Raw genomic sequence first — 23,219 nt, 5'->3', positions numbered from 1 at the left:
ATGAGCGCACAAATTCCCGCAAACCTGTCTGAAGAGACAGTACGAGAGATTTCGGACGCACGAGACGAGCCTGAGTGGCTCCTCGAAGCACGTCTCGAAGCACTGTCGGCGCTCGACGACCTCGAGTTGCCTAACGTCATCCAGACGCCGGGTCGTCGCTGGACGAACCTCGAAGCGCTCGATTTCGAGACGCTCGTTGACCCGCTCAACCAGTCTGACGAGACGACCCGCGAAGCACCCGAAGACGTCGTCGTGCTTCCGTTCACGGAGGCTCTCGACGAGTACGGTGACCTCATCGAGGAGCACTTCGGCTCGGTCCTCGACCTCGAAACGAACTACCTGACGGCACTCTCTGCGGCGCTGTTCACCACGGGCACGTTCATCTACGTCCCCGAGGGTGTCAACGCCGAGGATGTGAAGATTCGCGCCGAGATGAACTCTCGGTCGCTCTTCAGCCACACGCTCGTCGTCACCGAAGAGTCCTCTTCGGTCACCATCCTCGAAGGCATCGAGTCCGGCGAGGAGACCGGCGAAGAACGGTACTTCTCGAACCTCGTCGAGGTCGCTGCGGGCGAGAACTCCTACGTCCAGTACGGGTCGCTCCAGAACCTCGCAGAGGACTCCTACACGTACTCGCTCAAGCGTGGCATCACCGCCAACCACTCGACTATCAACTGGATCGAGGGCAACCTCGGTTCGCGTCTCACCCGCTCCGACATCGAGACGGAACTCAACGGCGAGGGTTCGGAGACGAAAATCGTCGGTGCGTTCTTCGGTCACGGCGACCAGCACCTCGACGTGAACGCTCGTGTCTGGCACAACGCCGAGAACACGATGGCGGACCTCATCACCCGTGGCGTCCTCGACGACGAGGCACGCTCGGTCTACGAGGGTGTCCAGAACGTCGGCCGCGACGCCTGGCGCACCAACTCCTACCAGCGTGAGAACACGCTGATGCTCTCCGACGAGTCCGAGGCAGACGCGTCGCCGAAGCTCATCATCCACAACCACGACACCGAAGCGTCCCACGCCGCCTCGGTCGGTCAGGTGGACAAAGAAGACCTCTTCTACATGGTCTCTCGGTCCATCCCCGAACTCCAAGCACGCAACATGCTCGTGGAAGGCTTCTTCGTGCCCGTCCTCGACGAAATCGAAGTCGATGAGTTCCGCGACGACCTCGAAGAACTCATTGCTGCGCGCCTCTCGTAAGCGCGCTGGTACGCGGTTTTTACATCTTTTCTAAGGCCATCAGATAGTGAAACCGTTCGTCCGTGCCTTGCTCGCGCCTCTTCGTGAAAATCAAGAATTTCGGTTAGTCAGGAAACTGTCCTTCTACCAATCATTTTCTCCGTAGTCAACGTAGTAGTTGCAATCGGAGAATTACGATGTCCAACAACAACAATGGAGAGGCCTTCCGCTACGACGCCGAGGTCAGACCCGGCGAAAAACGACACATCATGTACGAGGTCGGCGAATCCTATCTCAGCGACCCGATAGAGCTTCCAGTGACTATCATCAACGGCGTCCATTCGGGACCCAAAGTGTTCGTCAGCGCGGCGATGCACGGTGACGAAGTCAACGGTGTGAAGTTGGTACAGGAAGTCGCCGACCGATACGACCCACAGGAACTCTCTGGAACCATCGTGTGTCTGCACGTGCTTAACGTGCCGGGATACCGTGCACACATGCGATACCTTCCAATCTACGACCGCGACCTGAACCGCGCGTTCCCGGGGAGAGAAGACGGCAACGAGGGCCAGCAGATGGCGAAAGTCATCTACGACCGCTTTATCTCCAAGTGCGATATGGGGGTGGACTTCCACACTTCGACGCGAGACAAGGTGACGATTTTCCACACGCGCGCAGACATGAGTGACCCCGCAGTGGCAGAAGTGGCCAATGCATTCCTCTCGAACGTCGTCCTCGACGGGGCGGGGTCGAAGGGGATGATGCGTCGAGTCGCCTCGGAAAACGGGACCCCGACCATCACTGTCGAGATGGGAGAGGCTCACCGCTACCAACCAGTGATGGTCGACAATGCCCTCGACCGATTGCACAATCTCTTCGCTTACTTTGGGATGATAGACGACGAGTTCGAGGCTGAACCGGTGTGGCAACGGATCGTCGGGTCGAAAGAAAAGAAGTGGATTCGCTCGACTGCGGGTGGATGGATAGACATGGAGTGGGGACCGTATCCAATTGTCGAGGAGGGGAAGGCCGTCTGTACCATCTCAGACCACTTCAAACGAGAAGAACACGTCGTCGACGCTCCATTTACGGGACTCATCATTGGGATGGCCGCAGACCCGATAACCGTCCCCGGACAGATTATCGCGCACGTCGTCTCTATCGACGAGGATGACCGAAAAGTAATCGAGAAAATCATCGACGAGCAGCAAGGATACGTCGCCATCGGGACCTACCACTGGATGGGCCGCCACGCGACCTCGAAAAGGGGAGCAAGACCATCCACCGAAGAAACGGAGACTCCTGCGGAACCGGAGACGGGCGACTCGGAACCCGAAAGGGGAACCGCTTAAGTTCGTTACAGACTCAGGTCTGAGTATGATTCAGTCGGTATCGTATTTGAACGAGGGGTGTCTCGCGTGAGTATGGGCTATCAGGTCACCTCAGACCACCAACTCGCACGCCTCCTGCAAATCGGAATCGTCCTCGAAGAGGTCGTCGAGGCACGCGCCTACCACCACCACGAAGAGATGGGCGACGATTCGCTCGACGAAGAGATGGGCGACGATTCGCTCGACGAAGAGATTCGAGACTTGCTTTCGCACGCCGCAGAGGAATCTGCCGAACACCGCGGCCGACTCGAAGATATCATCGACCGTCTGGATGTCGAGAGCATTCCATTCGAGGAGATTGAGGCATTGGTCGAAGCACAGTACGGCCAGACGAAGCCCGAGGACTTCGACGGCGTCCTGTACGACCAACTCTGTAACGAGGAGACGGCCTACAAGTTCTACGACGACGTTATCAAGGCCGTCGAAGCCAGTGACGCACAGTTCACCATCGACCGCGAAGAGTTGCTTGCGACGCTCTCCGAGATTCGCGACGAAGAGGCCGATGGGGTCGAAGAAGTGACGAAAATCATGGAAGAACGCGAGTAATACGATGAACACCGCAGACCAGTACGTCAAAGCGATTTACCTGCTGCAACAGATGGAAAATGGCCCGGCTGCGACCGGGGCGCTCGCAGACATGATGGACGTCAGTCCCGCCAGTGCCAACGAGATGATTGGCAAACTCGAATCTCGTGGCCTCGCCGAACACGAGAAGTACAAGGGTGTCACCCTCACTGACGACGGTATCGTCCGCGCTCGTGATGCGCTGCAAACTTACTGTATCATCGAACGGTTCCTCTCGAACGTCCTCGAAGTAGACGAATTCCGTGCAGAGGCCCGCGAACTCGAGCCCGTCATCGACGGCATGATTGCGGACCGGCTCGACACGATTATCGACCGCAACTCGGAGTGTCCGGACTGTTTCGACCCAGAGACGGACGCCTGCAAATACCTCGACGTGTGTGGCGGTGCTGAGGCGGAGACCGAAACTGAAGCAGCGGACTAATCGAGTTTTACTTTCACCCTACTTGGCTCGACACTAACTAGCTCCTGCCCTGTGGTTGTGTCTGGGGTGTCCGACTTGTTCTCGACAGCTCAGAACTAAACAAGGAGTTCGACAGCACCATACGAAGGTCCATGGCGAACCGCTTCCGAATCGGACATGCCAAGAGTGTGATGGCGAATTCTACGATCCAAAATCTCAGCGAGTGTACTGTGATGAGTGCTATTCCGAAAGTGGGGTAGCCAATGGAAATTGGAAAGGGGCCAAAGAAACAGCCCAATGTACGGTCTGTGGGTCTTCGTTCGAATACTATCCATCGAATAAGAAGGGAATCTACTGCTCCACGTGTGTTGACGAAGCAAATGGGCTTCTCCCAGAGAACCCGGCAGTACGACTTGAGCGTGTTGTAACCAGCTGTTCTCACTGCGAGGCTGAAATTCAGCGACTCGAATCACAGATTCAGTCGAACGAGTACGGCGTATTCTGTGATTCAGATTGTTACGGTGAGTGGCTCTCGGTGAACGTCGTTGGAGAGCAACATCACCAGTGGGAAGGTGGCTCATTCAACTACGGAGAGCGTTGGTGGCGAGTTCGCCGACTCGCACTCAAACGGGACGAATACAGCTGTCAAAGATGTGGTGCCGACCGGAATGAAACCGGCCAAAACCCCGACGTTCACCATCTAATGCGAGTTCGTGATTTCGAGCATCCGTCTGATGCCCACACCCTAGACAACGTTATTTCGCTTTGTCGTACGTGTCACCGACTTGTTGAAAGTGGAAATGCACGACTGCGGCGTAAAAAGTAACATTATTGTGCTACCGTCGCGCTACGATTATATGCACAGTCCCGTGGTGTCGAGCAATCCGGATGGATTGCGAGGTACATGGGACGAGCGAAGCGCAGTCCCATGGTGTAGTGGCCAATCATAGCGGCCTTTGGATTGGTACGGTTCATGCGTACCGAGAAGACAGCCGTTGACGGCGGTTCGAATCCGCCTGGGACTATTTTACGAACGTCAGTGAGTAAATAGTCACAACGAGGATCGAAGCGGGGAGCGACGAGTCGGAGCGACCGAGGTTCGAATCCGCCTGAGACTACTTTTCAACTGCATTGGTGATGAAATAATTCCCTCTTAGCTCTCAGTCTCGCACTTATCTCTCCGACCAATTTTTACCCACACCGTTTGACAACTACACAACGTGTTGTCGCGGCACCCGCTTTCGACCCTTCGCCATCTCTCCTACTCGCTCCATTACACACTGGTTCGCAGAAACTACCGTCACGAACTTCTCACGACGACGAAGCACGTCGATGGCGTGTCCTTCCGAAGCTACGAACTGTACAATCGACACGGTGAGGACGTCCTCCTCCACGCGCTCCTTTCCAACCTCGCTCCCGATGAGGTCGTCGTCGATGTCGGCGCGAACACGGGAACCTACACACTCGCCGCCGCGGCGAGTCACCCACGTATTCGAGTCGTCGCGGTCGAACCAAATGCCCACGTCTCCGAGCAACTCGCGGCGAATATTCGACTCAACGAGTTCGAAGAGCGAGTCACACTCCTCGACTGTGGCCTCGGAAACGCCGACGAGACGCGAACCTTCCATCAATCGAATTACGACGAATTGGGGTCGTTCTCGTCGGCCCACGCGAGCGCGTGGGAGGCAAGCATCGCCGAGCAGGTCGAGATTCAGATGCGCCGACTCGATTCGCTGGTCGAATCTGGTGAGGTTCCGCCACCGGACCACCTCAAAATAGACGTAGAAGGCTTCGGACTCGCCGTCTTGGAGGGGGCAGAATCAGTACTCCGTGAGCATCGCCCGACACTCTACTTCGAAGTCCACGATGCACGCGACGGTCACGACGAATCGATGGCGGCGGAGTTGCTTCGTGACCACGGCTATCGTCTCATCCCGGTTAGAGAGGGATGGGTGTGTGAACCACCAGAGTCGTAGTCTTCGTCCTTATTCGAGTTCGAAGCCGATTCGTTCGTGTTCCGACCCTTGTGTCGTCCGCCCGGTGACGGCCACGGTTCCAATCTCGCCGGTCGATTCGACGTGTGTTCCGGCGCAGGCAGTTTGGTCTAATGGAGTCTCTGTATCGCCGATTTCGACGATTCGAACCTCTCGAATCGAATCTGGCAACAAGTGCAGTCGAGTTCGCTCGGGGTCGAGTGTCGCCTCTGCTTCGTCGCGGTCGAGCGTGTACCATCGAACGGGCAGGTCGTCGGCGACGAGTTCGTTCATCCGGTCTTCGATGGTCTGGAGGTCCTCGTCGTCGAATCGCTCGTAGGCGCAATCGAGGTGTGCGTGGTCGTGGTACAGCTGATTGCCGGTCGTCTCGGCGTCGAACTCGGTGAGCAGAATCGACGAGAGGAGGTGTTGGGCGGTGTGATAGCGCATGTGGGCACGGCGTCGATCTTCGTCGATGGTTCCGGTGACAGTTGTGCCGACTTCGGGGACGGTTCCTTCGACGATGTGTTCGATACGATCTCGTTTTTTCACGTCTACGACGCGCCATTCTTCGCCCTTTGCCCGCAGTGTGCCCGTATCGTGTGGCTGGCCGCCACCAGTCGGATAGAAGCAGGTTTCGTTCAGAACCACGCGGTCATCGCCGCGGACTGCTTCGACCGTCGTCTCGAAGGTGAACAGCGTGGTCTCGTCGAGATAACGCGCTTCGCTCATGTGGTGTTCGACGCATGAGTGGTAGTTATGTTTGTCACTTCGGGTGGTCGCGAGTCGCGTGCAGGTGTAGCCAACCCCACCGAATCAAAAACTCAGGGTGTCGTAACGCCTAAGAGTAGAACGAACCTCAATCCGTGTAATGAAATCTGAGATTCGTTCACCCCCACGGAGGATTCATCGTGGGCGTTGAAATCAAAGACTCGTCGGTCTCTGACGCAGAGTTCGAGGACATGAAGCGGTTCGTCCTCGACTACCTGAGTGCGAGCGTCGAGAATGAAGACGATGGCGGGCGAATGCGGTGGTACCCGTGGCATTCTGCGGAGTACCGCTTCAATCACATTCTGAACGTCGTCGACCTTGCATCGCATATCGCGAAGCGCGAAGGCGCCGATGTTGACGTGGTTCGCGTCGCCGCCCTCTTCCACGACATCTCCAAACTCGAAGCCGAACAGGAGGTCCACGCCGAAGAAGGGGCACGCGTCGCCCGCGAGTTCTTGACGACCCACGGCGACTATCCCGAATCGTTCACCGAACAGGTGTGCCAAGTCGTCTCCGACCATTCGTATCAGGGCGACTTGATGGACATCTCGCTGGAGACACGGTGTCTCATCGAAGCCGACATCCTCGACAAGATTGGGGCCAACGGCACGGCGCTCATGCTCCTCCGGATGGGCTACGAGGCCCGAACTCACATGGACGCCGCCGAGATGGTCGAGCGCGTCTTCGAACGCGGCCGTGACGCCTCGCAGCGACTCGTCACCGACACCGCAGAGAGCCTCGCTTACCAACGTCTCAAGCGCGTCAAGTGGTTCCGCGAGTGGCTCGAAGAAGAGGTCCCCGAGATGGACCACACCGAGAACTTCGACATCTGAGTCGAAGCCCGATTTTTTAGCGTACAGTTCGCCGAGAGAGACCTTCGGGTCTCGACTGTCGGTTACTTACAGCGTATCGAGAATCGAGAGGACACGTTCTTCTGCGTCGCGTCCGGGGTCGTATTCACTCCCGTCGCGGTCGCTCTCACGATGGCTCTCGACAGAGCGTCGCATCGCCTCATCGAATGGCGTCGATTCCCACCCGAGGGCGGCGAGCTTGCTGGTCGAGAGGAGATGTGGGTATTCTCGATAGAGGATGAAATCAGTCGGTGAGAGTTCGCCAGCGGCCAGTTCACGTTCACCTGCGTGGACGACTTCGATTTCTGTGCCCGCCACGTCGGCGATGAGTTCGAGCATCTCTTGGAGCGTCACGAGTTGCTGGTCGCCCACGTTGTAGGCTTCTCCTGCCTCGCCTTCTTCGGCGATGATGCGCATCGCACTCGCCACGTCTTCGACGTAGGCACGGTGCCAGATGTTCGTCCCGTCGCCGGGGATGAGAACTCGGTCGTAGTTGAGTACCCTCTCAATCCAGTAGTCGAGGCGTTCGGTGTAGTCGTCCGGGCCGTAGACGATACAAGGGCGGATGGACATGGCGTCGATTCCTCGGGAAGCGGCCTCGAAGACCACACGGTCACCCTCCGCTTTTCGCGGGCCGTAAGTCTCGTCGGCGTCGGACTCGGCCTGTTCGTTCGTACACTTACAGAGTGGAGTCACGCCTTCGCGCTTCGGAATCTCTTCGCTTCCATAGGCCGCCCCGCTGGAGATGTAGACGTAGGCGTCCACGTCGGTGAAGATATCGACCGCCGAAACGACGTCGCCGGGGTGGTAGGCAACGCAGTCGAAGACGGCATCCGGTTCGACGGTGAGTTTAGCCGTGCGGAGGGCTTCGTCGTCTTTTCTGTCGCCTTGGACGTGCTGGACGCGCGGGTTGTCACTGAAGGGATTGTCGTGGTTCCCGCGATTGAAGATGGTCACGTCGTAGTCGTGGTCGAGCAAGTCCTCGACGAGGTGGCGGCCGATAAATCGAGTGCCGCCGATGACGAGCGCGTTGTTCATATTCACGACTGGAGATGCGTGGTGAAAAACGTGGGAGAACCGGCGGCGGATTCCGGTGGCAGGTCGTGACCGCGTGCTTACTCGACGCGTTCGAGGACGACGCCGTCTTCGAACCCACCACGCTCGGCGGCCTTTTCAGAGACGAGTTCTCGTAACGTCTCCCAGTCCACTTCTTCACGAACGAGAACCGCGTCGATGACCGCGACGATATCCGCGAGTTCCTCGATTCGGTGACTCGCTTCGAACTCCCGAGCTTCTTCGACCACTTTCTCTGCGAGTCGTCGGTCTAACTCTTCGCCTTCGGCAACGTGCGTGCGTGGGGATTCGCCCGACTCGCGGATTATATGCGGAATCTCGTCTCGGACAAGTTTGTCGTACTCGCGGGACACGTCTGGGGTTCGGCGCGCTCGAAAAAATATCGCGGGGTGTTCAGTCGTCGCTCGTCGTCGTCGCACCGATACGGTCCGACTCAGCTTCGGCAACGGCACCTGCGGCGACGGGGAGTTCGGAGCGAACGTCCTGTTCGGGCTTCTCGGCGATGACTTCGGCGTAGGCGTCGGGCATCACTTTCACGAAGTCCTTCAAACTCACCTCCCAGTCGTCGAGGAGTTCGGCGGCGCGCTCGGAGTCGGTGTAGGCGAGGTGGTTCTCGACGAGTCGAGTAAGCATCGCCTCGTCAGCACTGTCGAGGTCGGACTGGAGTTCGACCATCTCGGTGTTGGCGTTCGCCGCGAGGTCGTCGTCGGGGTCGTAGACGTAGGTGATGCCACCAGACATCCCTGCGGCGAAGTTGCGACCAGTGTTACCGAGGACGGCGACGACGCCGCCGGTCATGTACTCACAGCCGTGGTCGCCGACGCCTTCGACGACGGCCTTCACACCGGAGTTGCGGACGGCGAAACGCTCGCCCGCCATTCCGTTGATGTACGCCTCGCCCTGGGTCGCCCCGTAGAGCGCGACGTTGCCGATGAGGATGTTCTCCGTGGCGTCGTAGTTGGCTTCGGCGGGCGTCTCGACGATGATGCGGCCACCGGAGAGGCCCTTGCCGACGTAGTCGTTTGCGGCACCCGTCAGGCGCATCGTGACGCCGTGGGCGAGGAAGCCACCGAACGTCTGTCCTGCGGTTCCGGAGAACTCACAGCGAATCGTCCCTTCTGGGAGACCCTCGCCGCCGTAAGCGTTGGAGATGCGGTTCGAGAGCATCGCACCGACTGCGCGGTCCGAGTTCCGCAGGTCGCGGCGGATGACGACCGGCTGCTGGTCTTCCAGTGCGGGCGTCGCCTCCTTGATGAGTTTGCGGTCGATGTGCGTCTCGATATCGGCGTGGGCTTGTTCTTCGGTCTTCGTCCGCGCGTCGCCCGCGGGTTCGGCGATGACCGCCGAGAGGTCGAGGTGCTTGGCTTTCGGGTGGTCCGTCTCGCGCTGGCGCAAGAGCGATGGACGGCCAATCATCTCTTCGAGGGTGCGGAAGCCGAGTTCGGCCATGATTTCGCGGAGTTCCTGCGCGATGAACGTCATGTAGTTGATGACGTGGTCGGGTTGGCCGGGGAATCGCTGTCTGAGGTTCTCGTCCTGCGTGGCGACACCGACAGGACAGGTGTTCTCGTGGCACTGGCGCGCCATCACACAGCCTGCGGTGACGAGCGAGGCCGTCCCGAAGATGTACTCTTCTGCGCCGAGGAGTGCGGCGACTGCGACGTCGCGACCGGTCTTCATGCCGCCGTCGGCGGAAACGCGGATGCGCGAGCGGAGGCCGGTCGCACGGAGCATCTGGTTTGCTTCGGCGAGGCCGAGTTCCCACGGCAGACCGGCGTTCTTGATTGAGGTCTTGGGCGATGCGCCCGTCCCGCCGTCGTAGCCCGAGATATGTACTACGTCGGCTTCGGCCTTCGAGACACCTGCTGCGATGGTGCCGATACCCGCCTCGGAGACGAGCTTGACGTTGATGTCGGCGTCGGGGTTGGCGGACTTCAGGTCGAAGATGAGCTGTTTCAGGTCTTCGATGGAGTAGATGTCGTGCAGCGGTGGTGGCGAGATGAGGCCGACGCCCGGCGTCGCATAGCGGACGTGGGCAATCATCTCGTTGACCTTCTTGCCGGGAAGGTGGCCACCTTCACCGGGCTTCGAGCCCTGTGCCATCTTGATTTGGAGTTCGTCTGCAGACGAGAGGTAGTGCGAGGTGACGCCGAAGCGGCCGGATGCGACCTGCTTGACGTTGCACTCTTTCTCGGTGCCGAAGCGTTCCGGTGGTTCGCCACCTTCACCCGAATTCGACTTGCCGCCGATGCGGTTCATCGCAATCGAGTTGTTCTCGTGGGCTTCGGGTGAGAGACTGCCGAGCGACATCGCCGCGGTCGAGAACCGTTTGACGATATCTTCGACGGGTTCGACTTCGTCGATGTCGATGGATTCGCGGTCGGGGTCGAATTCGAGCAGACCGCGCAGTGCTTGGATGTGTTCAGACTGGTCGTTGACGAGTTCGGCGAACTCCTTGTAGCGGTCGTAGTCGCCAGCGCGGACTGCCTGCTGGAGCGTGCCGACCGTCTTCGGGTTCCAGCCGTGGTGGATGCCGTTCGAGCGGTTCTCGTACTCGCCTTGGCGTTCGAGCTTTGGGTCTGCGCCGAAGGCCGCGGCGTGGCGAGTCAAGAGGTCTTCTTCGATGACGTCGATGCCGATACCTTCGGTTCGAATCTCGGTTCCTTCGAAGTATTCGGCGATGAAGTCCGACGAGAGACCGATGGCTTCGAAGATTTGGGCACCGCGGTAACTCTCGACCGTGGAGATGCCCATCTTCGCCATCGTCTTCAGGATGCCATCTTCGACGGCGTGGATGTAGGAGTCGATGGCTTCGGCTTCGTCTGCACCGTCGGGTCCGGCGACGATGTCTTCGATAGTCTGGTAAGCGAGGTACGGGTTCACCGCGCCAGCGCCGTAGCCGATGAGCGTCGCGAAGTGGTGAACCTCGCGTGGGTCGCCGGACTCGACGACGAGTCCGGCGTGGTTGCGAAGGCCGTTTCGGACGAGACTGTGGTGGACTGCCCCCGTCGCAAGGAGGCTCGGAATCGCCACGCGGTCCGGGCCGACGTTGCGGTCCGAGAGGACGACGATATCTGCGCCCGCTTCGATTGCTTCCTTCGCTTCGTCACGTACTCCTTCGATTGCCGACTCGAGGTCGCCACCTTTCTCGTAGGTGGTGTCCACGACGGCGCTCTGCATGTCGTCATCGAGGTCTTTGATGGCACTCGTCTGCGCGTCGGTGAGAATCGGCGAGTCGAGGACGAGTTGCCGGGCGTGGTCCGGCGATTCGGACAAGAGGTTACGCTGGTAGCCGAGTCGAGATTCGAGACTCGTCACCAACTTCTCGCGGATGTAGTCGATAGGCGGGTTCGACACCTGCGCGAACAGCTGTTTGAAGTAGGTGAAAAGCGGCCGGTTGAGGTCCGAAAGAACCGACAACGGCGTGTCGTCACCCATCGAGCCGACGGGGTCCTTGCCGTCGCGGGCCATCGGCTCTATCATGTGGTTGAGTTGGTCGTGGGTGTAGCCGAAGGAGGCCTGTGCCGCGCGGAGTGCTTCGATACTGTCGATTGCGCGAACGCCGTCGTCGGCGATGTCGTCGAGGTGGCGCTGTTGTTCGCTGACCCACTCGCCGTACTTGTCGTCGGTGAGCGAGTCGAAGACTTCGCCGTCGGGGATGACACGACCCTCGTCGGGGTCGGCCATGAAGATTTCACCGGGGCGGAGACGACCGCGCTGTTCGATTTCTGCGGGGTCGGTGTCGAGCGCGCCGACTTCGCTGGCGAGGATGAGCCTCCCGTCAGTCGTCACTTCGTAGCGACACGGACGCAGGCCGTTGCGGTCGAGGACGGCTGCGATTCGGTCGCCATCGGTTGCGGCGACGAGCGCGGGGCCGTCCCACGGTTCGACCAGCGAGGCGTGGAAGTCGTACCAGTCGCGGCGTGCGTCGCTCATCTGGTGATCGCTGCGGTAGGATTCCGGGATGAGCATCCGGAGGACGTGGGGAAGTTCGCGGTCACTCTTCAGGAGGAGTTCGACCACGTTGTCCACGCTCGCGGTGTCGGACTGGTCGGCCTTCGTAATCGGCTTGAGCGTATCGAGGTCCGCGCCGAAGGCCTCGTGTTCGAGGTCGGTCTCGCGGGCACGCATCCAGTTGACGTTGCCACGGATGGTGTTGATTTCGCCGTTGTGGATGACGTGGCGGTACGGGTGGGCGAGGTGCCACGCGCCGAGCGTGTTGGTCGAGAAACGCGCGTGAACGAGCGTCAACTCGGACTCCATGCGCTCGTCAGAGAGGTCTGGGTAGTACTCGGGGAGTTGCTCGGCGGTGAGAAGGCCCTTGTAGACGAGCGTCTTGCGGTCGAGCGAACAGACGTAGAATCGCGCCGCGCCGGGGAGCGTCAGGTTCTCAGCGGCCTTTTCGGTGGCGCGTCGGGCGACGTAGAGTGCGCGGTCGAATTCATCTTCATCCATGTCGCCTGCGGGTTCGACGAAGACCTGCCATACGTCGGGTTCCGAGTCGAGTGCGGTCTTGCCGAGTCCGTCGTTGTTCGTCGGCACGTCGCGCCAGTGGAAGACAGAGAGGCCATGTGATTCGAGCGTCTCTTCGACGAGTTCAGCTACCTGTTCGCGTACCTCGTCGTCTACCGGCATGAAGACCGACCCGACGGCGTAGGTCTCGGGGAGGTCGGTTTCGACGATTGCTTCGATAAAGCGGTCGGGGCGCTGAATCAAGATGCCAGCGCCGTCTCCTGTGTTTTCCTCGGCACCGGTGGTGCCACGGTGTTCGAGGTTTTCGAGGAGTTCGAGACCATCGGCAACGACGCGGTGCGAAGCGCCGTGTTCGAGGTCTACAACGGCCCCAACACCGCAGTTGGAGCGCTCGTCCGACGGGTCGGCCAACCCGGGTCGAGACAGAGGAGTGTCTATGTGTGGCTTGGTCATACTTCGAAGAAGTAACTACCCGCATAAGCACCTTTTCCTGAAACCATAAGGGTGTTTTAATCACATATAAGGTACTATGCACTGTTAGTATCTAGCACGACTTCCCTTCGACGGGCAACGAAATAGATGAAAAATCGTGAATAACCGCCAGCGGGCGGTAGGTCGAACCGTCCTAGTACGACTTTGCGAAGTACGCCGTCTCTTCGGCGCCGTCGCCACAGATGGCGCAGTCTTCGCCGTCGTGAATCTCTGCGTCTTCGTCGTCGAGTGGGACCATGACGATTTCCGCCGAAATCTGTTCTTTAATCTCTTCTTCACAGGATTCGGCACCGCACCACGGCGCTTTCACGTAGCCACCGTGCTGGCCGATTGTGCCGAGAATCTCGTTGCGCGAGGACGCCTCGCGGACGTTGGATTCGAGGTTGTCTTCGGCGGCGGCGTAGAGTTTGGCGTACACTTCGTCGAACTGGTCGAAGACGGCCTCTGCGATGTCGTCGCGGGCGACTTCGACCGATTCGCCGTCGGGTCGGTGGACGACGGTGATAACCTCGTCATCGACTTCGTTGGGGCCGATTTCGAAGCGGACAGGAACGCCCTTGAGTTCCCACTCGTTGAACTTGAAGCCGGGGTTGCGCTCGTCGCGGTCGTCGAGTTCGACGCGGACGCCTGCCTCTTCGAGGTCTTCGGCGATTCCTTCGGCGTAGTCGAGGACTTTCTCCTGCGTATCTGCCTGCCAGATGGGGACGATGACGACCTGTTCGGGAGCGACCGTCGGGGGAAGCACGAGACCTTGGTCGTCAGAGTGAGTCATGATGAGTGCCCCGAGCGAGCGCCACGAGAGACCCCACGAGGTCGTGTGGGCTGGAATATCCTCTTCGTCCTCGTCGGTGTAGGTGATGTCGAACGCTTGGGCGAACGAAGTTCCAAGGTAGTGCGACGTCCCTGCCTGGACGGACTTGCCGTCTGGCATGAGTGCTTCGACCGTCGTCGTCGTGTCCGCGCCGGGGAACTTGTCGTGGTCGGGCTTTGCGCCGCGCAGGACCGGAATCGCCAGTACGTCTTCGTACAGCGATTGGTACTGCGAGAGGCGCGTCATCGTCTCGCTCCACGCGTCGTCGCGCGTCGCGTGGGCGGTGTGGCCTTCCTGCCAGAGGAACTCCTTCGTGCGGAAGAATGGCTTCGTCTCGGTGGCTTCCCATCGGACGACAGACGCCCACTGGTTGACGCGAAGCGGCAGGTCGCGGTGGCTGCGGACCCATTGCGCCATGTACGGTGCGATGATAGATTCAGAGGTTGGCCGGACTGCCAGTCGCTCTTCGAGTTCGTTATGCCCGCCGTGGGTGACCCACGCGACCTCGGGGTCGAACCCTTCGACGATGTCCTTCTCACGTTCGAGGTAGCTCTCGGGGATGAGAAGCGGGAAGTACGCGTTCTGGACGCCCGTCTTCTTGAACTCGCCGTCGAGGTAGTTCTGGACGGACTCCCACAGGGCATAGCCGCGCGGGCGCGTGACGATAAAGCCGCTCATGCCCTCGGGACCGTAGTTCGCGAGGCCTGCCTTTTGGACGACTTCGGCGTACCACTCACCCGTGTTGTACTCTTTCGACTCGGTGATGCCGAGTTCCTGCTCGTCGCTCATTGGAATTCGTTTGCCTCAGCGCACCCTTAAACACCCCGAAGGGACGGCCACCCCACTGCTTCGACTGTGCTGTTCGTGTCGGTGGTATTTGTTTTCGGTGGGGACTGTCGGTGAGGCTGATGAACGACTAGTTGATACTACGAGCTATCGTACTCTCGACCGGGTGATATGCGTGCTAGCAACTGACATAGGGGTGAGTGATGAACGCCCACGACAGACACGTCCCTCTCTTCGAATCCAACTGTGGATTCTCGACGGCGAACACAGCGAGTTCGAACCCGTATTGAACACACTCGACGAGTACGTGCACCGAGGGTTGATAGACCACTACTCGGTCGAAACGTGGAGCAGGTTCGTCGACCTCTCCGGAAATCTCTCGTACCGTGAGCAACGCATTCGAGAACATCTCGATGCGTACGCGCGTTGGGCCGTGATGCACGGCAAGCCACTTTCGGGGTTGGGCGACCTCGTCGTTCGTGGCGTCGGGCGGATGGGGCCCGAACGAATGACGCGCCGGGTTCCACGGGCCGTGATGGCCGAATACGAAGATGGGGTTCTCACGACGGTCACTGCGTGTGAGGAGGGGGTTGGCACGCTTCACGACCGACTGTGCGAACTCGACGACGAGTGTACTCGGCGGGAGGCGAGTACCACACTCTCTGTCGAATCCTAATTTTTTGGCGGACTATCGAACGGACATTCTCGTTCACGCCACGACCACCCGGGCAGTCGCGTTTGGAACCCTGCGGCGAGTGCGGCATCTAAATCGTCGAGTCCGGCAGGGCCGTCCGTGTGGACGGCGACATCTGCGAAGTGGAACGTCGCTTGCGCCAAGAGGCCGAGCGGGTCGCCACCGGCAATCGTCGAGGCGAGTTCGCGTCCAAGGACTTCATCGACGACGAACCCAGGGTAGTCGTCTTCGACGTCGAGGTCGCGGAGAATCCGAACGTAGGCGGCGACGTTGACGCCGACCTCGCCGCGAGCAAAGACCGTATCGGCCTCTGCTTTGACCATCGCCTCGTCCACGGGGTCCACAGTCGTATCGAACAGCTCGCCGAGTTTCGCCCGCGTCTCGTTGATGAGCAGGGCGATTCTGTCGGCACGGTCGGAGACCCACTGGTGTTCCTCGGAAACGGCCGCTGGCGTGAGCTTCATGCACCCTCTTGGAGACCGGAGTCCTTCGATTTTGCGAAGGGTTTTATAGTAAAGGTGTGGTAGAATCGAATAAGCGGGTTTTCCCCTGCCTCTTCCCGCGCAGAGATACCACTGTATTCAGTTCACTATGCTCTCTCCGCAGTTGACCGAAGTGGACACCATGCTGTTGGGTCCGACTATCGGTAGCACCTCTGAGGCAGCGGCCCCCGAGACTCGCGGGCATTTGACCGCGCGGGTCGCTCGTAACTATGAGCTCCGTAGATAAGCAACTCGAGAATTTGAAAGCAGAGATTACGACCGAACTCCCACGTGACATCTCCGTTTCCGATGTCAAGTACGAGGGTCCCGAACTCGTCGTTTATACACGTGACCCAAAGAAGTTCGCCAAGAACGGCGACCTGATTCGAAAACTGGCGAGTAAGCTCAGAAAGCGAATCACGGTTCGCCCCGACCCCGACGTACTTTCGGACCCGCGCGAAGCCGAACCTCAAATCATGGACGTCATCCCCGAGGAAGCGGGCGTGACGGACCTCGATTTCCACGCCGACACGGGAGAAGTCGTCATCGAAGCGTCGAAACCGGGTATGGTCATCGGCCGCCACGGTTCGACACTCCGCCAAATCACCCAAGAAGTCGGCTGGACGCCCGAAGTCGTCCGAACGCCGCCTATCGAATCGTCTACTGTTTCTAACGTCCGTAACTTCCTGAAGCAAGAACGCGAGGACCGACGCCGCATCCTCGAACGCACCGGTCGTCAGATTCACCGCGAATCGCTCTCGAACGACGAGTGGGTCCGAATCACGACGCTCGGATGCTGTCGTGAAGTCGGTCGCGCATCGTTCATTCTCTCGACGCCCGATACGCGAATTCTCATCGACTGTGGTGACAAGCCCGGTTCCGACGACGTGCCGTACCTCCAAGTCCCCGAAGCACTCGGTTCGGGTGCGAACTCGCTCGACGCAGTCGTTCTCACGCACGCTCACCTCGACCACTCCGCGCTCATCCCACTGCTGTTCAAGTACGGGTACGACGGTCCGATTTACACGACTGAGCCGACCCGCGACCTGATGGGACTGCTCACACTCGACTACCTCGACGTTGCCTCGAAAGAGGGCCGCGCACCGCCGTACGAGTCCGAGATGGTTCGTGAGGCGATCAAGCACACCATCCCGCTCGAATTCGGCGACGTGACCGACATCGCCCCCGACGTGAAACTCACGTTCCACAACGCAGGCCACATTCTCGGCTCTGCTGTCTCGCACTTCCACATCGGCGACGGTCTCTACAACGTCGCGTTCTCCGGCGACATTCACTACAAGGACACTCGCCTGTTCAACGGCGCGGTCAACGACTTCCCGCGCGTCGAAACGCTCGTCCTCGAATCGACCTACGGTGGCCGCAACGACTACCAGACCGACCAGGCGGACTCCGAAGAACGCCTGCTCGAAGTCATCAAAGAGACCTACAACAAGGGCGGCAAAATCGTCATTCCGGCGTTCGCAGTCGGTCGCTCGCAGGAGATTATGCTCGTCCTCGAAGAGGCCATGCGCTCGGGAAAGATTCCGGAGATGCCCGTCCACCTCGACGGGATGATTTGGGAAGCAACTGCGATTCACACGACCTACCCCGAGTACCTCCGCGACGACCTGCGTGACCGCATCTTCCACGACGACGAGAACCCCTTCCTCGCTGAGCAGTTCAACCACATCGACGGCGGCGAAGAAGAGCGCCAAGACGTCGCCGACGGCGACCAGTGTATCATCATCTCCACCTCAGGGATGGTCACCGGCGGCCCCATCATGTCGTGGCTTCGCCACATCGGCCCCGACCCGAAATCCCGTCTCGTCTTCGTCGGCTACCAGGCCCAGGGAACGCTCGGTCGCCGCATCCAGACTGGCTGGGACGAAATCCCCGTCAGCGACCCCAACGACGTTGGCCGCTCCAGCACGCTTCAGCTCAAGATGGACGTCGAGACGGTCGATGGCTTCTCCGGCCACGCCGACCGCGAAGGGCTCGAAAACTTCGTCAAGACGATGAACCCACGTCCCGAGAAGGTGCTGTGTGTCCACGGTGACGAACGCTCTGTGCAGGACCTCTCGTCGGCACTCTACCACAACTACAACATGCGGACGTTCGCGCCGAAGAACCTCGAAACGTTCCGGTTCAAGTAACGGGTTTCTCGCATCACCACCGATTCTGTCGTATTGTTTTAAATGACACCGTGCCGATAGGTGGCTGATGGATATTCTCTCTCGAAAGCCCGATGGTGCGTTCCTACTTGGCCTCGTTGCAATCGTCGTCGCAGGACTGGTCCTCGCCATCATTGGCACAGTTATCTTCGCCGGAATCCCCGGCACGTTCGTCCTCAGCTCTGGGGAACAAGTGAATCCTTCTGGGGAGCAGGTGAGTTCCGCCCCCGCCGTCTCGTTCCAGTTTGGCTCCGGCGACGGAACGGCGACGGTCGAACACGCTGGCGGTGACACGTTTGCGGCCGACGAGGTACTCGTCGTCGCTGGCGGTGCAGAACAGTCGTGGGGCTCACTATCCGGGGAAGACGGTGTCGTCGACCCGGGCGATTCGGTTTCGTTCGAGGTTGCGAGCGGTGAGACGGTCGAACTCGTTTACATCGGTGGCGGAGAGCGCGAACCGATTGGGCGCTTCACCGCATAACGCCTACCTAGTCTCTCGTCTTGGGCGAAGATTCATGGTAACTGTCGAATGACTCTCACCTATGCGTCTCGCACTCATCGCCCACGACGAGAAAAAGCCCGAACTCATCGAGTTCGCACAGGAGCGAAAAGCCGACCTCGAACGCTTCGAACTCATGGCCACCGGGACGACCGGACAGCGACTCATCGACGCGACGGGACTCGATATCGAACGCAAGCAGTCGGGCCCGCTCGGCGGCGACATGCAAATCGGCGCGGAGATTGCCGACGAGACCTGTGACGGCGTCATCTTCCTGCGCGACCCACTGACCGCCCAACCACACGAACCCGATATCTCGGCACTGCTTCGTCTGTGCGACGTTCATCAGACACCACTCGCGACCAACCTCGCCAGTGCCGATGCAGTTCTCGACGAACTCTGTGACCAACTCGACGTCGGGGAGTAGCCGGAACTCTCAATGTCGATAACTGTCACGGAATCTTAAGCAACTGTGCAGCGTAAGACACGTATGGACGTTGTGATGCGTGTCTCTGCGATACTCGTTATTATCATTCTCGTCGTTTCGAGCCCCGCCGCGGCTGCGACGCAGACTTCGCCGTGTTTCGCAGGTGAGGGCCACCAGTTCGATATCGGCGGCAACGGCGCGGGTATCGACCTCGTGGTGTTCCTCTCGCTGTTCGAAAACCTCGGCGGTGAGGGTGGTTTCGGCATGGAGGCCCACGGTACGATAGGGAACCAGTCTATCATCCAACTCCGCGCAGGCGTCTCGTTCGACGGTGTTGGCCCGCTCAGACACTTCCTCTCGAACCCCTTTGCTCGCTTTAGCATCGTCTCGAACTTTTCGATGGACCTGCCGATGTTCGCCGGGACTGGTGTCGAATCGAGTTACAGCGACGACTCGCCGGTTGGTGGCGTGCGGACGAAGCAGTGTTAGGTTAGTTGGCTTCAGCAGGGTCTACGACTGACTGAGATTCGATATCGACGCCGACTTTCTCACAGATATCCACCATCGGACACGCTTCTTCGTCATCCAAGCACACCGGCTTTCTCGCGGTGCAGAATTCACGCCCAAATTGTATCATCGCTGTATGCCCGAAGCCACACTTCTCAGCGGGAACATCACGCTCTAAGTATTCCCGAACTTCTTCGTGGTCGGCATCCGGGGGTGCAAGTCCGATACGGCGTGAAATTCGGTGGACGTGGGTATCGACGGGAAAGACACCATCGCGCCCGCCCGCGAAGAGAAGGACGCAATCGGCCGTCTTCGGGCCGACACCCTTCATCTCCAAGAGTCGGTCACGGACAGTCTCCGGGTCTTCTTCGCGCACGTACGTATCAAAGTCAGTCTCGCTCCCGAAGTCGGCCAGCACGTCCTCGGCGACTCCGATGATGAGCTTCGACTTCTGATTGTAGAGTCCGGCGCTTCGGATGGCGTCGATGAGTAATGCGCGGTCGGCGGCGGCGAGCGATTCGGCGAGGTCTTGTTCTCGCGGGCGATGCCCGCTCGAATTCTCTGCGGAACGATGTCCCGCACTTCCCGAAAACTGCGCCATCAACTCGTCGTGTGCGGGTTGACTCGCCTTGTCGCTCGTGTTCTGACTGAGAATCGTTCGGACGAGACATTCGAAGCCACCCTGTCCGCCGTAGGCTTTCCGCCAGTACATGTCCCCAAGGCGGTCAACGACGACGGCGGCGCGGGTTGCACTCATCTCGTCTTCAGGGTCGAAGACGACGTCGCGGCCGCCACCGCTGGGACCGCCGCTGATGTTCTCAGACGGCTCTTCGGGCATAGGCGGTCTTGTGACCGAAGAGAGAAAAACGTCGCCGTGAGCCTATTCGCCAGGTTCGACGCTGAGCGTGAACGTCACGTCGCCACCCCCAGTGAGCGCGGCCACGAGGTCGCGGTCGAAGCCGTCGGCGGCGTGTTCTGCGCCGACCATGCCGGTTCGGTCGTCGGTGTAGTCGCTCGTTCGGAGGACGATACTTCGGTCGCCTTCGAACGTCAGGTCGGGATGACCGCGGCCGACGACGGACTGCTCGTACGTTTCGTCGCCGTTCGAGACGGTAATCGTCGCTTCGAGCGTCGCCTCGTGGGACTGGCAGGCCTCGACGAACGCCTCGCCGAAGTCAGCAGGGGTTCGGTCTGCGTCGATAGCGAGGATACAATCGCCCGCGGGCGTGAGCCAGTCGTCGCTCGTCACCTCGAACGTACTCGCGTGCTTCGCGGAGACGTGTTCGTGACCGCGCGCGCGAATGACTTCTTGCATGCGACAAACTCAGCGTAGCGACCGTTTATCCCCCTCGGTTTCACGCTCGTTTAAATACAAATATGTTAATTGGTAACATGGCGTATATGGCTGTTAGGAGCGGCGTGGTAACGGTTTTCACCCGTTTTGGCACCGAAGTACTTATTACTGGGACGCTTGTATGCTAAAGTACCTGAACGCCTCCGGCGTTTCGGTGGCATCGCACGCAGAATGATCGGGAATTTCTTATCCACGGTCGGTTGCAATCATATAGCCGCCGCTACGCTTGGAGTGGTGATGGTATCGAGGCTTGATCACGAATGGTAACGAAGCAGGAAGTGCTAGAAGAATTCGACGTACAGAAACTCGACGATGACCGAAATGTTGACCTCCCAGACGAGAAGCTGGAAAGTGGCTCTAAGGGCGAACTAATCAAACTCGCAGGACAGCTCCGCGACCGCCGCAACGAGCTGAACCAGATGGCTTCTGAGCGCGCATCCAAGCGCGACGACCTCAACGCAGAGACACGCGAGAAGGTCGATGAAGCACAGAAGCACCGCGAGCAGCGCGACGAGATGAACTCGGCTGTGCAGGAACACAAGAACCTGCGCAACGAACTCAACGCGAAGGCCAACGAACTCTTTGACGAGGTCGATGCGATGAAGAGCGACCTCGAACTCGACGATGGCAAGGACATCGACGAACTCAAAGAGGAAATCGAGCAGCTCGAATTCCGTCAGCAAACTGAAGTTCTCTCGACCGAAGATGAGCGCGAACTCATCGAGAAAATCGAGAAAAAGCGCGACGAACTCCGCGGAAAAAAGGAGAAAGTCGAAGAAAGCGGTGACCTCGAAGAACTCATCGACGAGGCAGAAGAGGTCCGTTCCGAGGCGTCCCAGCACCACCAGAAGGTGACCGAGCTGGCAGACGAAGCCCAGGAACACCACAACCTCATGATCGAGGCATACCGCGAGGCCGACGACATCCGCGACAAGGCCGACGAGATGCACGAACTCTTCGTCGAAGCCCAAGAAGCCGCAGACCGTCACCACGAGGACTTCGTCCGCGTCCAGAAGCGCCTCCGCGAACTCGACAAGAAGGAAGAGCGCCAGCGCAAGGACTCCCGCGCAGAACAGCGCGAGGCCGCAAAGGCCGAAGCAGAGGAGATTTACCAGAAGTTCAAGGAAGGCGAGACGCTCGATACCGAGGACCTGATGAAGCTCCAGAAGGCGGGTCTTCTCTAAGTCCGAATCCGGTTTTCTCTCTTTGTCGCAGTTGCGACATTGTATTTTTATGCTGACTGCGCCCCGAGCGACGGCTATGAGTGAGTTACTATGACTAGTCAACTAACCAGAGCGCTCCGCATCGGCATCGTCCTCGTGGGTGCAGTCCTCGCTGCAGTCGTCGGCTGGATTCTGTTCTACAGCGTCCCCGACACGCTGGCCGACCTGCTCGGCATCCTCCTCGTCATCGTCACGATTATCATCGGCGTTCGACTCGCTGGACGAGTCGCCGGGTCAATCTATCCAGAATACGACGTTGCGGAAGTCGCCGTCGAAGGCCCAATCTCTCGCGATGGTGACGGCCCGCCGATTCCCGGGCGAGGCGGCGGTACGCCCTCCGATGACATCGTCGAGCAGATTCACGCCGCCACGGACGATTCGAACGCGGAGGCGCTCATCCTCAAACTCAACACACCGGGCGGAGAGGTTCTCCCGAGCGACGACATTCGCCGCGCGGCGATGGAGTTCGACGGCCCGACTGTCGCGTACGCAACCGACGTGTGCGCCTCCGGTGGCTACTGGATTGCCAGCGGGTGCGACGAACTCTGGGCACACGATACGAGCGTCGTCGGGTCGATTGGCGTCATTGGTTCGTCGGTTAACGCCGCTGGACTGGCCGAACGACTCGGAATCACCTACGAACGATTCGCCGCAGGGAAGTACAAAGACGCAGGCAACGTGCTGAAAGAGCCATCGAGCGACGAACGCGAGTACCTTCAGGGACTCATCGACGACTACTACGACCACTTCGTCGAGCGCGTCGCCGACGGCAGAGAGATGGACCCACAGGCTATTCGTGAGACGGAAGCCCGTGTGTATCTCGGCGTCGATGCGTACGACCTCGGCCTCGTGGACCACCTCGGGACCAGAGATGACGTGGAAGCCCGCGTCGCCGAACTCCTCGGCCGCGACGAAGTTCAGGTGCGCGAGTTCACCCCACACCGCCGACTCGCCGCACGACTGCGCGGCAGTGCGCAATACCTCACTTACGCGTTCGGTGCGGGTCTCTCTTCGTCGCTCGAGAACACCGATGGCCTGCGGTTTCGATTCTAAGACCAGAGTTCGAC

Annotated in this window: 22 protein-coding genes and 1 tRNA gene; 15 read left to right on the top strand and 8 right to left on the bottom strand. The window is 59.6% G+C overall.

Annotation, left to right across the window (positions count from 1 at the left end):
• From sufD to ACK509_RS04575, 7 genes are all read left to right on the top strand, one after another.
• Positions 1–1,209 carry a Fe-S cluster assembly protein SufD gene (sufD, locus tag ACK509_RS04605; RefSeq protein WP_410765315.1) on the top strand — a complete coding sequence of 403 codons (1,209 nt, stop codon included), beginning with the start codon at positions 1–3 and terminating at the stop codon, positions 1,207–1,209.
• 176 nt (positions 1,210–1,385) lie between these two features.
• Positions 1,386–2,540, top strand: coding sequence for a succinylglutamate desuccinylase/aspartoacylase family protein (locus ACK509_RS04600; RefSeq protein ID WP_410765314.1), 1,155 nt, complete (start codon positions 1,386–1,388; stop codon positions 2,538–2,540).
• A 66-nt stretch (positions 2,541–2,606) separates the two neighbouring features.
• Entirely contained in the window at positions 2,607–3,125 is a 519-nt protein-coding gene (locus ACK509_RS04595) for a ferritin-like domain-containing protein (protein ID WP_410765313.1), read from the top strand.
• 4 nt (positions 3,126–3,129) lie between these two features.
• The gene (locus ACK509_RS04590) at positions 3,130–3,585 is read left to right on the top strand and encodes a metal-dependent transcriptional regulator (RefSeq protein WP_410765312.1); all 456 of its coding nucleotides are present in this window, start codon (positions 3,130–3,132) and stop codon (positions 3,583–3,585) included.
• A gap of 202 nt (positions 3,586–3,787) precedes the next feature.
• Positions 3,788–4,390 carry an HNH endonuclease gene (locus ACK509_RS04585; RefSeq protein WP_410765311.1) on the top strand — a complete coding sequence of 201 codons (603 nt, stop codon included), beginning with the start codon at positions 3,788–3,790 and terminating at the stop codon, positions 4,388–4,390.
• 96 nt (positions 4,391–4,486) lie between these two features.
• Positions 4,487–4,589 (top strand) — tRNA-Gln (locus tag ACK509_RS04580).
• A 195-nt stretch (positions 4,590–4,784) separates the two neighbouring features.
• A complete protein-coding gene (locus ACK509_RS04575; RefSeq protein ID WP_410765310.1) occupies positions 4,785–5,540 on the top strand; it encodes an FkbM family methyltransferase in 756 nt (251 codons plus the stop codon).
• A gap of 9 nt (positions 5,541–5,549) precedes the next feature.
• Here the strand turns inward: ACK509_RS04575 and ACK509_RS04570 are convergent, their stop codons facing one another.
• Positions 5,550–6,269, bottom strand: a complete 720-nt coding sequence (locus ACK509_RS04570; RefSeq protein WP_410765309.1) for an alanyl-tRNA editing protein — start codon at positions 6,267–6,269, stop codon at positions 5,550–5,552.
• Between the two features lie 179 nt (positions 6,270–6,448).
• Here ACK509_RS04570 and ACK509_RS04565 point away from each other — a divergent pair, with 179 nt between their 5' ends.
• Positions 6,449–7,141: an HD domain-containing protein gene (locus ACK509_RS04565; RefSeq protein WP_410765308.1), complete on the top strand. Its 693-nt coding sequence runs from the start codon at positions 6,449–6,451 to the stop codon at positions 7,139–7,141.
• A gap of 66 nt (positions 7,142–7,207) precedes the next feature.
• On the opposite strand, the gene ACK509_RS04560 is transcribed toward ACK509_RS04565, so the two are convergent.
• The 4 genes from ACK509_RS04560 to proS all read right to left on the bottom strand — a co-directional run bounded on the left by ACK509_RS04560 (position 7,208) and on the right by proS (position 14,798).
• On the bottom strand, positions 7,208–8,197 hold the full coding sequence (locus ACK509_RS04560; protein WP_410765307.1) for an NAD-dependent epimerase/dehydratase family protein: 990 nt from the start codon (positions 8,195–8,197) through the stop codon (positions 7,208–7,210).
• A gap of 77 nt (positions 8,198–8,274) precedes the next feature.
• Positions 8,275–8,586 (bottom strand): hypothetical protein, encoded by a 312-nt coding sequence (locus tag ACK509_RS04555; RefSeq protein WP_410765306.1) that lies wholly within the window; start codon positions 8,584–8,586, stop codon positions 8,275–8,277.
• Between the two features lie 40 nt (positions 8,587–8,626).
• Positions 8,627–13,159 carry a glutamate synthase large subunit gene (gene gltB, locus ACK509_RS04550; RefSeq protein ID WP_410765305.1) on the bottom strand — a complete coding sequence of 1,511 codons (4,533 nt, stop codon included), beginning with the start codon at positions 13,157–13,159 and terminating at the stop codon, positions 8,627–8,629.
• Between the two features lie 172 nt (positions 13,160–13,331).
• Positions 13,332–14,798, bottom strand: a complete 1,467-nt coding sequence (proS, locus tag ACK509_RS04545; RefSeq protein ID WP_410765304.1) for a proline--tRNA ligase — start codon at positions 14,796–14,798, stop codon at positions 13,332–13,334.
• A 193-nt stretch (positions 14,799–14,991) separates the two neighbouring features.
• On the opposite strand from proS, the gene ACK509_RS04540 reads away from it, so the two are divergent.
• The gene (locus tag ACK509_RS04540; RefSeq protein ID WP_410765303.1) at positions 14,992–15,471 is read left to right on the top strand and encodes an HTH domain-containing protein; all 480 of its coding nucleotides are present in this window, start codon (positions 14,992–14,994) and stop codon (positions 15,469–15,471) included.
• Here the strand turns inward: ACK509_RS04540 and ACK509_RS04535 are convergent.
• Positions 15,468–15,953, bottom strand: a complete 486-nt coding sequence (locus ACK509_RS04535; protein WP_410765302.1) for a hypothetical protein — start codon at positions 15,951–15,953, stop codon at positions 15,468–15,470. The two genes, ACK509_RS04540 and ACK509_RS04535, sit on opposite strands and share 4 nt — an antisense overlap.
• 248 nt (positions 15,954–16,201) lie before the next feature.
• Between ACK509_RS04535 and ACK509_RS04530 the strand changes: the two genes are divergently transcribed.
• From ACK509_RS04530 to ACK509_RS04515, 4 genes are all read left to right on the top strand, one after another.
• Positions 16,202–18,124 (top strand): beta-CASP ribonuclease aCPSF1, encoded by a 1,923-nt coding sequence (locus ACK509_RS04530; protein ID WP_410765301.1) that lies wholly within the window; start codon positions 16,202–16,204, stop codon positions 18,122–18,124.
• A gap of 67 nt (positions 18,125–18,191) precedes the next feature.
• Entirely contained in the window at positions 18,192–18,623 is a 432-nt protein-coding gene (locus ACK509_RS04525; RefSeq protein ID WP_410765300.1) for a type IV pilin, read from the top strand.
• 61 nt (positions 18,624–18,684) lie between these two features.
• A complete protein-coding gene (locus ACK509_RS04520) occupies positions 18,685–19,068 on the top strand; it encodes a methylglyoxal synthase (protein ID WP_410765299.1) in 384 nt (127 codons plus the stop codon).
• Between the two features lie 63 nt (positions 19,069–19,131).
• Positions 19,132–19,557 carry a hypothetical protein gene (locus ACK509_RS04515; protein ID WP_410765298.1) on the top strand — a complete coding sequence of 142 codons (426 nt, stop codon included), beginning with the start codon at positions 19,132–19,134 and terminating at the stop codon, positions 19,555–19,557.
• Between the two features lies 1 nt (position 19,558).
• Here the strand turns inward: ACK509_RS04515 and ACK509_RS04510 are convergent, their stop codons facing one another.
• Complete coding sequence (locus ACK509_RS04510) at positions 19,559–20,413, bottom strand: endonuclease III domain-containing protein (RefSeq protein WP_410765297.1); 855 nt, start codon at positions 20,411–20,413, stop codon at positions 19,559–19,561.
• 42 nt (positions 20,414–20,455) lie between these two features.
• Positions 20,456–20,890 (bottom strand): DUF371 domain-containing protein, encoded by a 435-nt coding sequence (locus tag ACK509_RS04505; protein WP_410765296.1) that lies wholly within the window; start codon positions 20,888–20,890, stop codon positions 20,456–20,458.
• 299 nt (positions 20,891–21,189) lie between these two features.
• On the opposite strand from ACK509_RS04505, the gene ACK509_RS04500 reads away from it, so the two are divergent.
• Both ACK509_RS04500 and sppA read left to right on the top strand, forming a co-directional pair.
• A complete protein-coding gene (locus tag ACK509_RS04500) occupies positions 21,190–22,113 on the top strand; it encodes a coiled-coil protein (RefSeq protein ID WP_410765295.1) in 924 nt (307 codons plus the stop codon).
• A 90-nt stretch (positions 22,114–22,203) separates the two neighbouring features.
• On the top strand, positions 22,204–23,205 hold the full coding sequence (gene sppA, locus ACK509_RS04495; protein ID WP_410765294.1) for a signal peptide peptidase SppA: 1,002 nt from the start codon (positions 22,204–22,206) through the stop codon (positions 23,203–23,205).
• Positions 23,206–23,219: the final 14 nt, after the last annotated feature.

The organism is Haloferax sp. DFSO60, assembly GCF_046557615.1.
GTDB lineage: Archaea > Halobacteriota > Halobacteria > Halobacteriales > Haloferacaceae > Haloferax.
The sequence above is the reverse complement of the archived record's forward strand: the minus strand, read 5'-3'. Positions and strand labels throughout refer to the sequence as shown.

Bases quoted from the DNA above. Each gene is read 5' to 3' on its own strand.
- ACK509_RS04515 (WP_410765298.1), top strand. From the start codon at position 19,132: ATGGACGTTGTGATGCGTGTCTCTGCGATACTCGTTATTATCATTCTC.
- ACK509_RS04570 (WP_410765309.1), bottom strand. From the start codon at position 6,269: ATGAGCGAAGCGCGTTATCTCGACGAGACCACGCTGTTCACCTTCGAG.
- gltB (WP_410765305.1), bottom strand. From the start codon at position 13,159: ATGACCAAGCCACACATAGACACTCCTCTGTCTCGACCCGGGTTGGCC.
- ACK509_RS04525 (WP_410765300.1), top strand. From the start codon at position 18,192: ATGGATATTCTCTCTCGAAAGCCCGATGGTGCGTTCCTACTTGGCCTC.
- sufD (WP_410765315.1), top strand. From the start codon at position 1: ATGAGCGCACAAATTCCCGCAAACCTGTCTGAAGAGACAGTACGAGAG.
- ACK509_RS04590 (WP_410765312.1), top strand. From the start codon at position 3,130: ATGAACACCGCAGACCAGTACGTCAAAGCGATTTACCTGCTGCAACAG.
- ACK509_RS04510 (WP_410765297.1), bottom strand. From the start codon at position 20,413: ATGCCCGAAGAGCCGTCTGAGAACATCAGCGGCGGTCCCAGCGGTGGC.
- ACK509_RS04520 (WP_410765299.1), top strand. From the start codon at position 18,685: ATGCGTCTCGCACTCATCGCCCACGACGAGAAAAAGCCCGAACTCATC.
- ACK509_RS04535 (WP_410765302.1), bottom strand. From the start codon at position 15,953: ATGAAGCTCACGCCAGCGGCCGTTTCCGAGGAACACCAGTGGGTCTCC.
- ACK509_RS04500 (WP_410765295.1), top strand. From the start codon at position 21,190: ATGGTAACGAAGCAGGAAGTGCTAGAAGAATTCGACGTACAGAAACTC.
- ACK509_RS04560 (WP_410765307.1), bottom strand. From the start codon at position 8,197: ATGAACAACGCGCTCGTCATCGGCGGCACTCGATTTATCGGCCGCCAC.
- ACK509_RS04505 (WP_410765296.1), bottom strand. From the start codon at position 20,890: ATGCAAGAAGTCATTCGCGCGCGCGGTCACGAACACGTCTCCGCGAAG.
- proS (WP_410765304.1), bottom strand. From the start codon at position 14,798: ATGAGCGACGAGCAGGAACTCGGCATCACCGAGTCGAAAGAGTACAAC.
- ACK509_RS04600 (WP_410765314.1), top strand. From the start codon at position 1,386: ATGTCCAACAACAACAATGGAGAGGCCTTCCGCTACGACGCCGAGGTC.
- ACK509_RS04530 (WP_410765301.1), top strand. From the start codon at position 16,202: ATGAGCTCCGTAGATAAGCAACTCGAGAATTTGAAAGCAGAGATTACG.
- sppA (WP_410765294.1), top strand. From the start codon at position 22,204: ATGACTAGTCAACTAACCAGAGCGCTCCGCATCGGCATCGTCCTCGTG.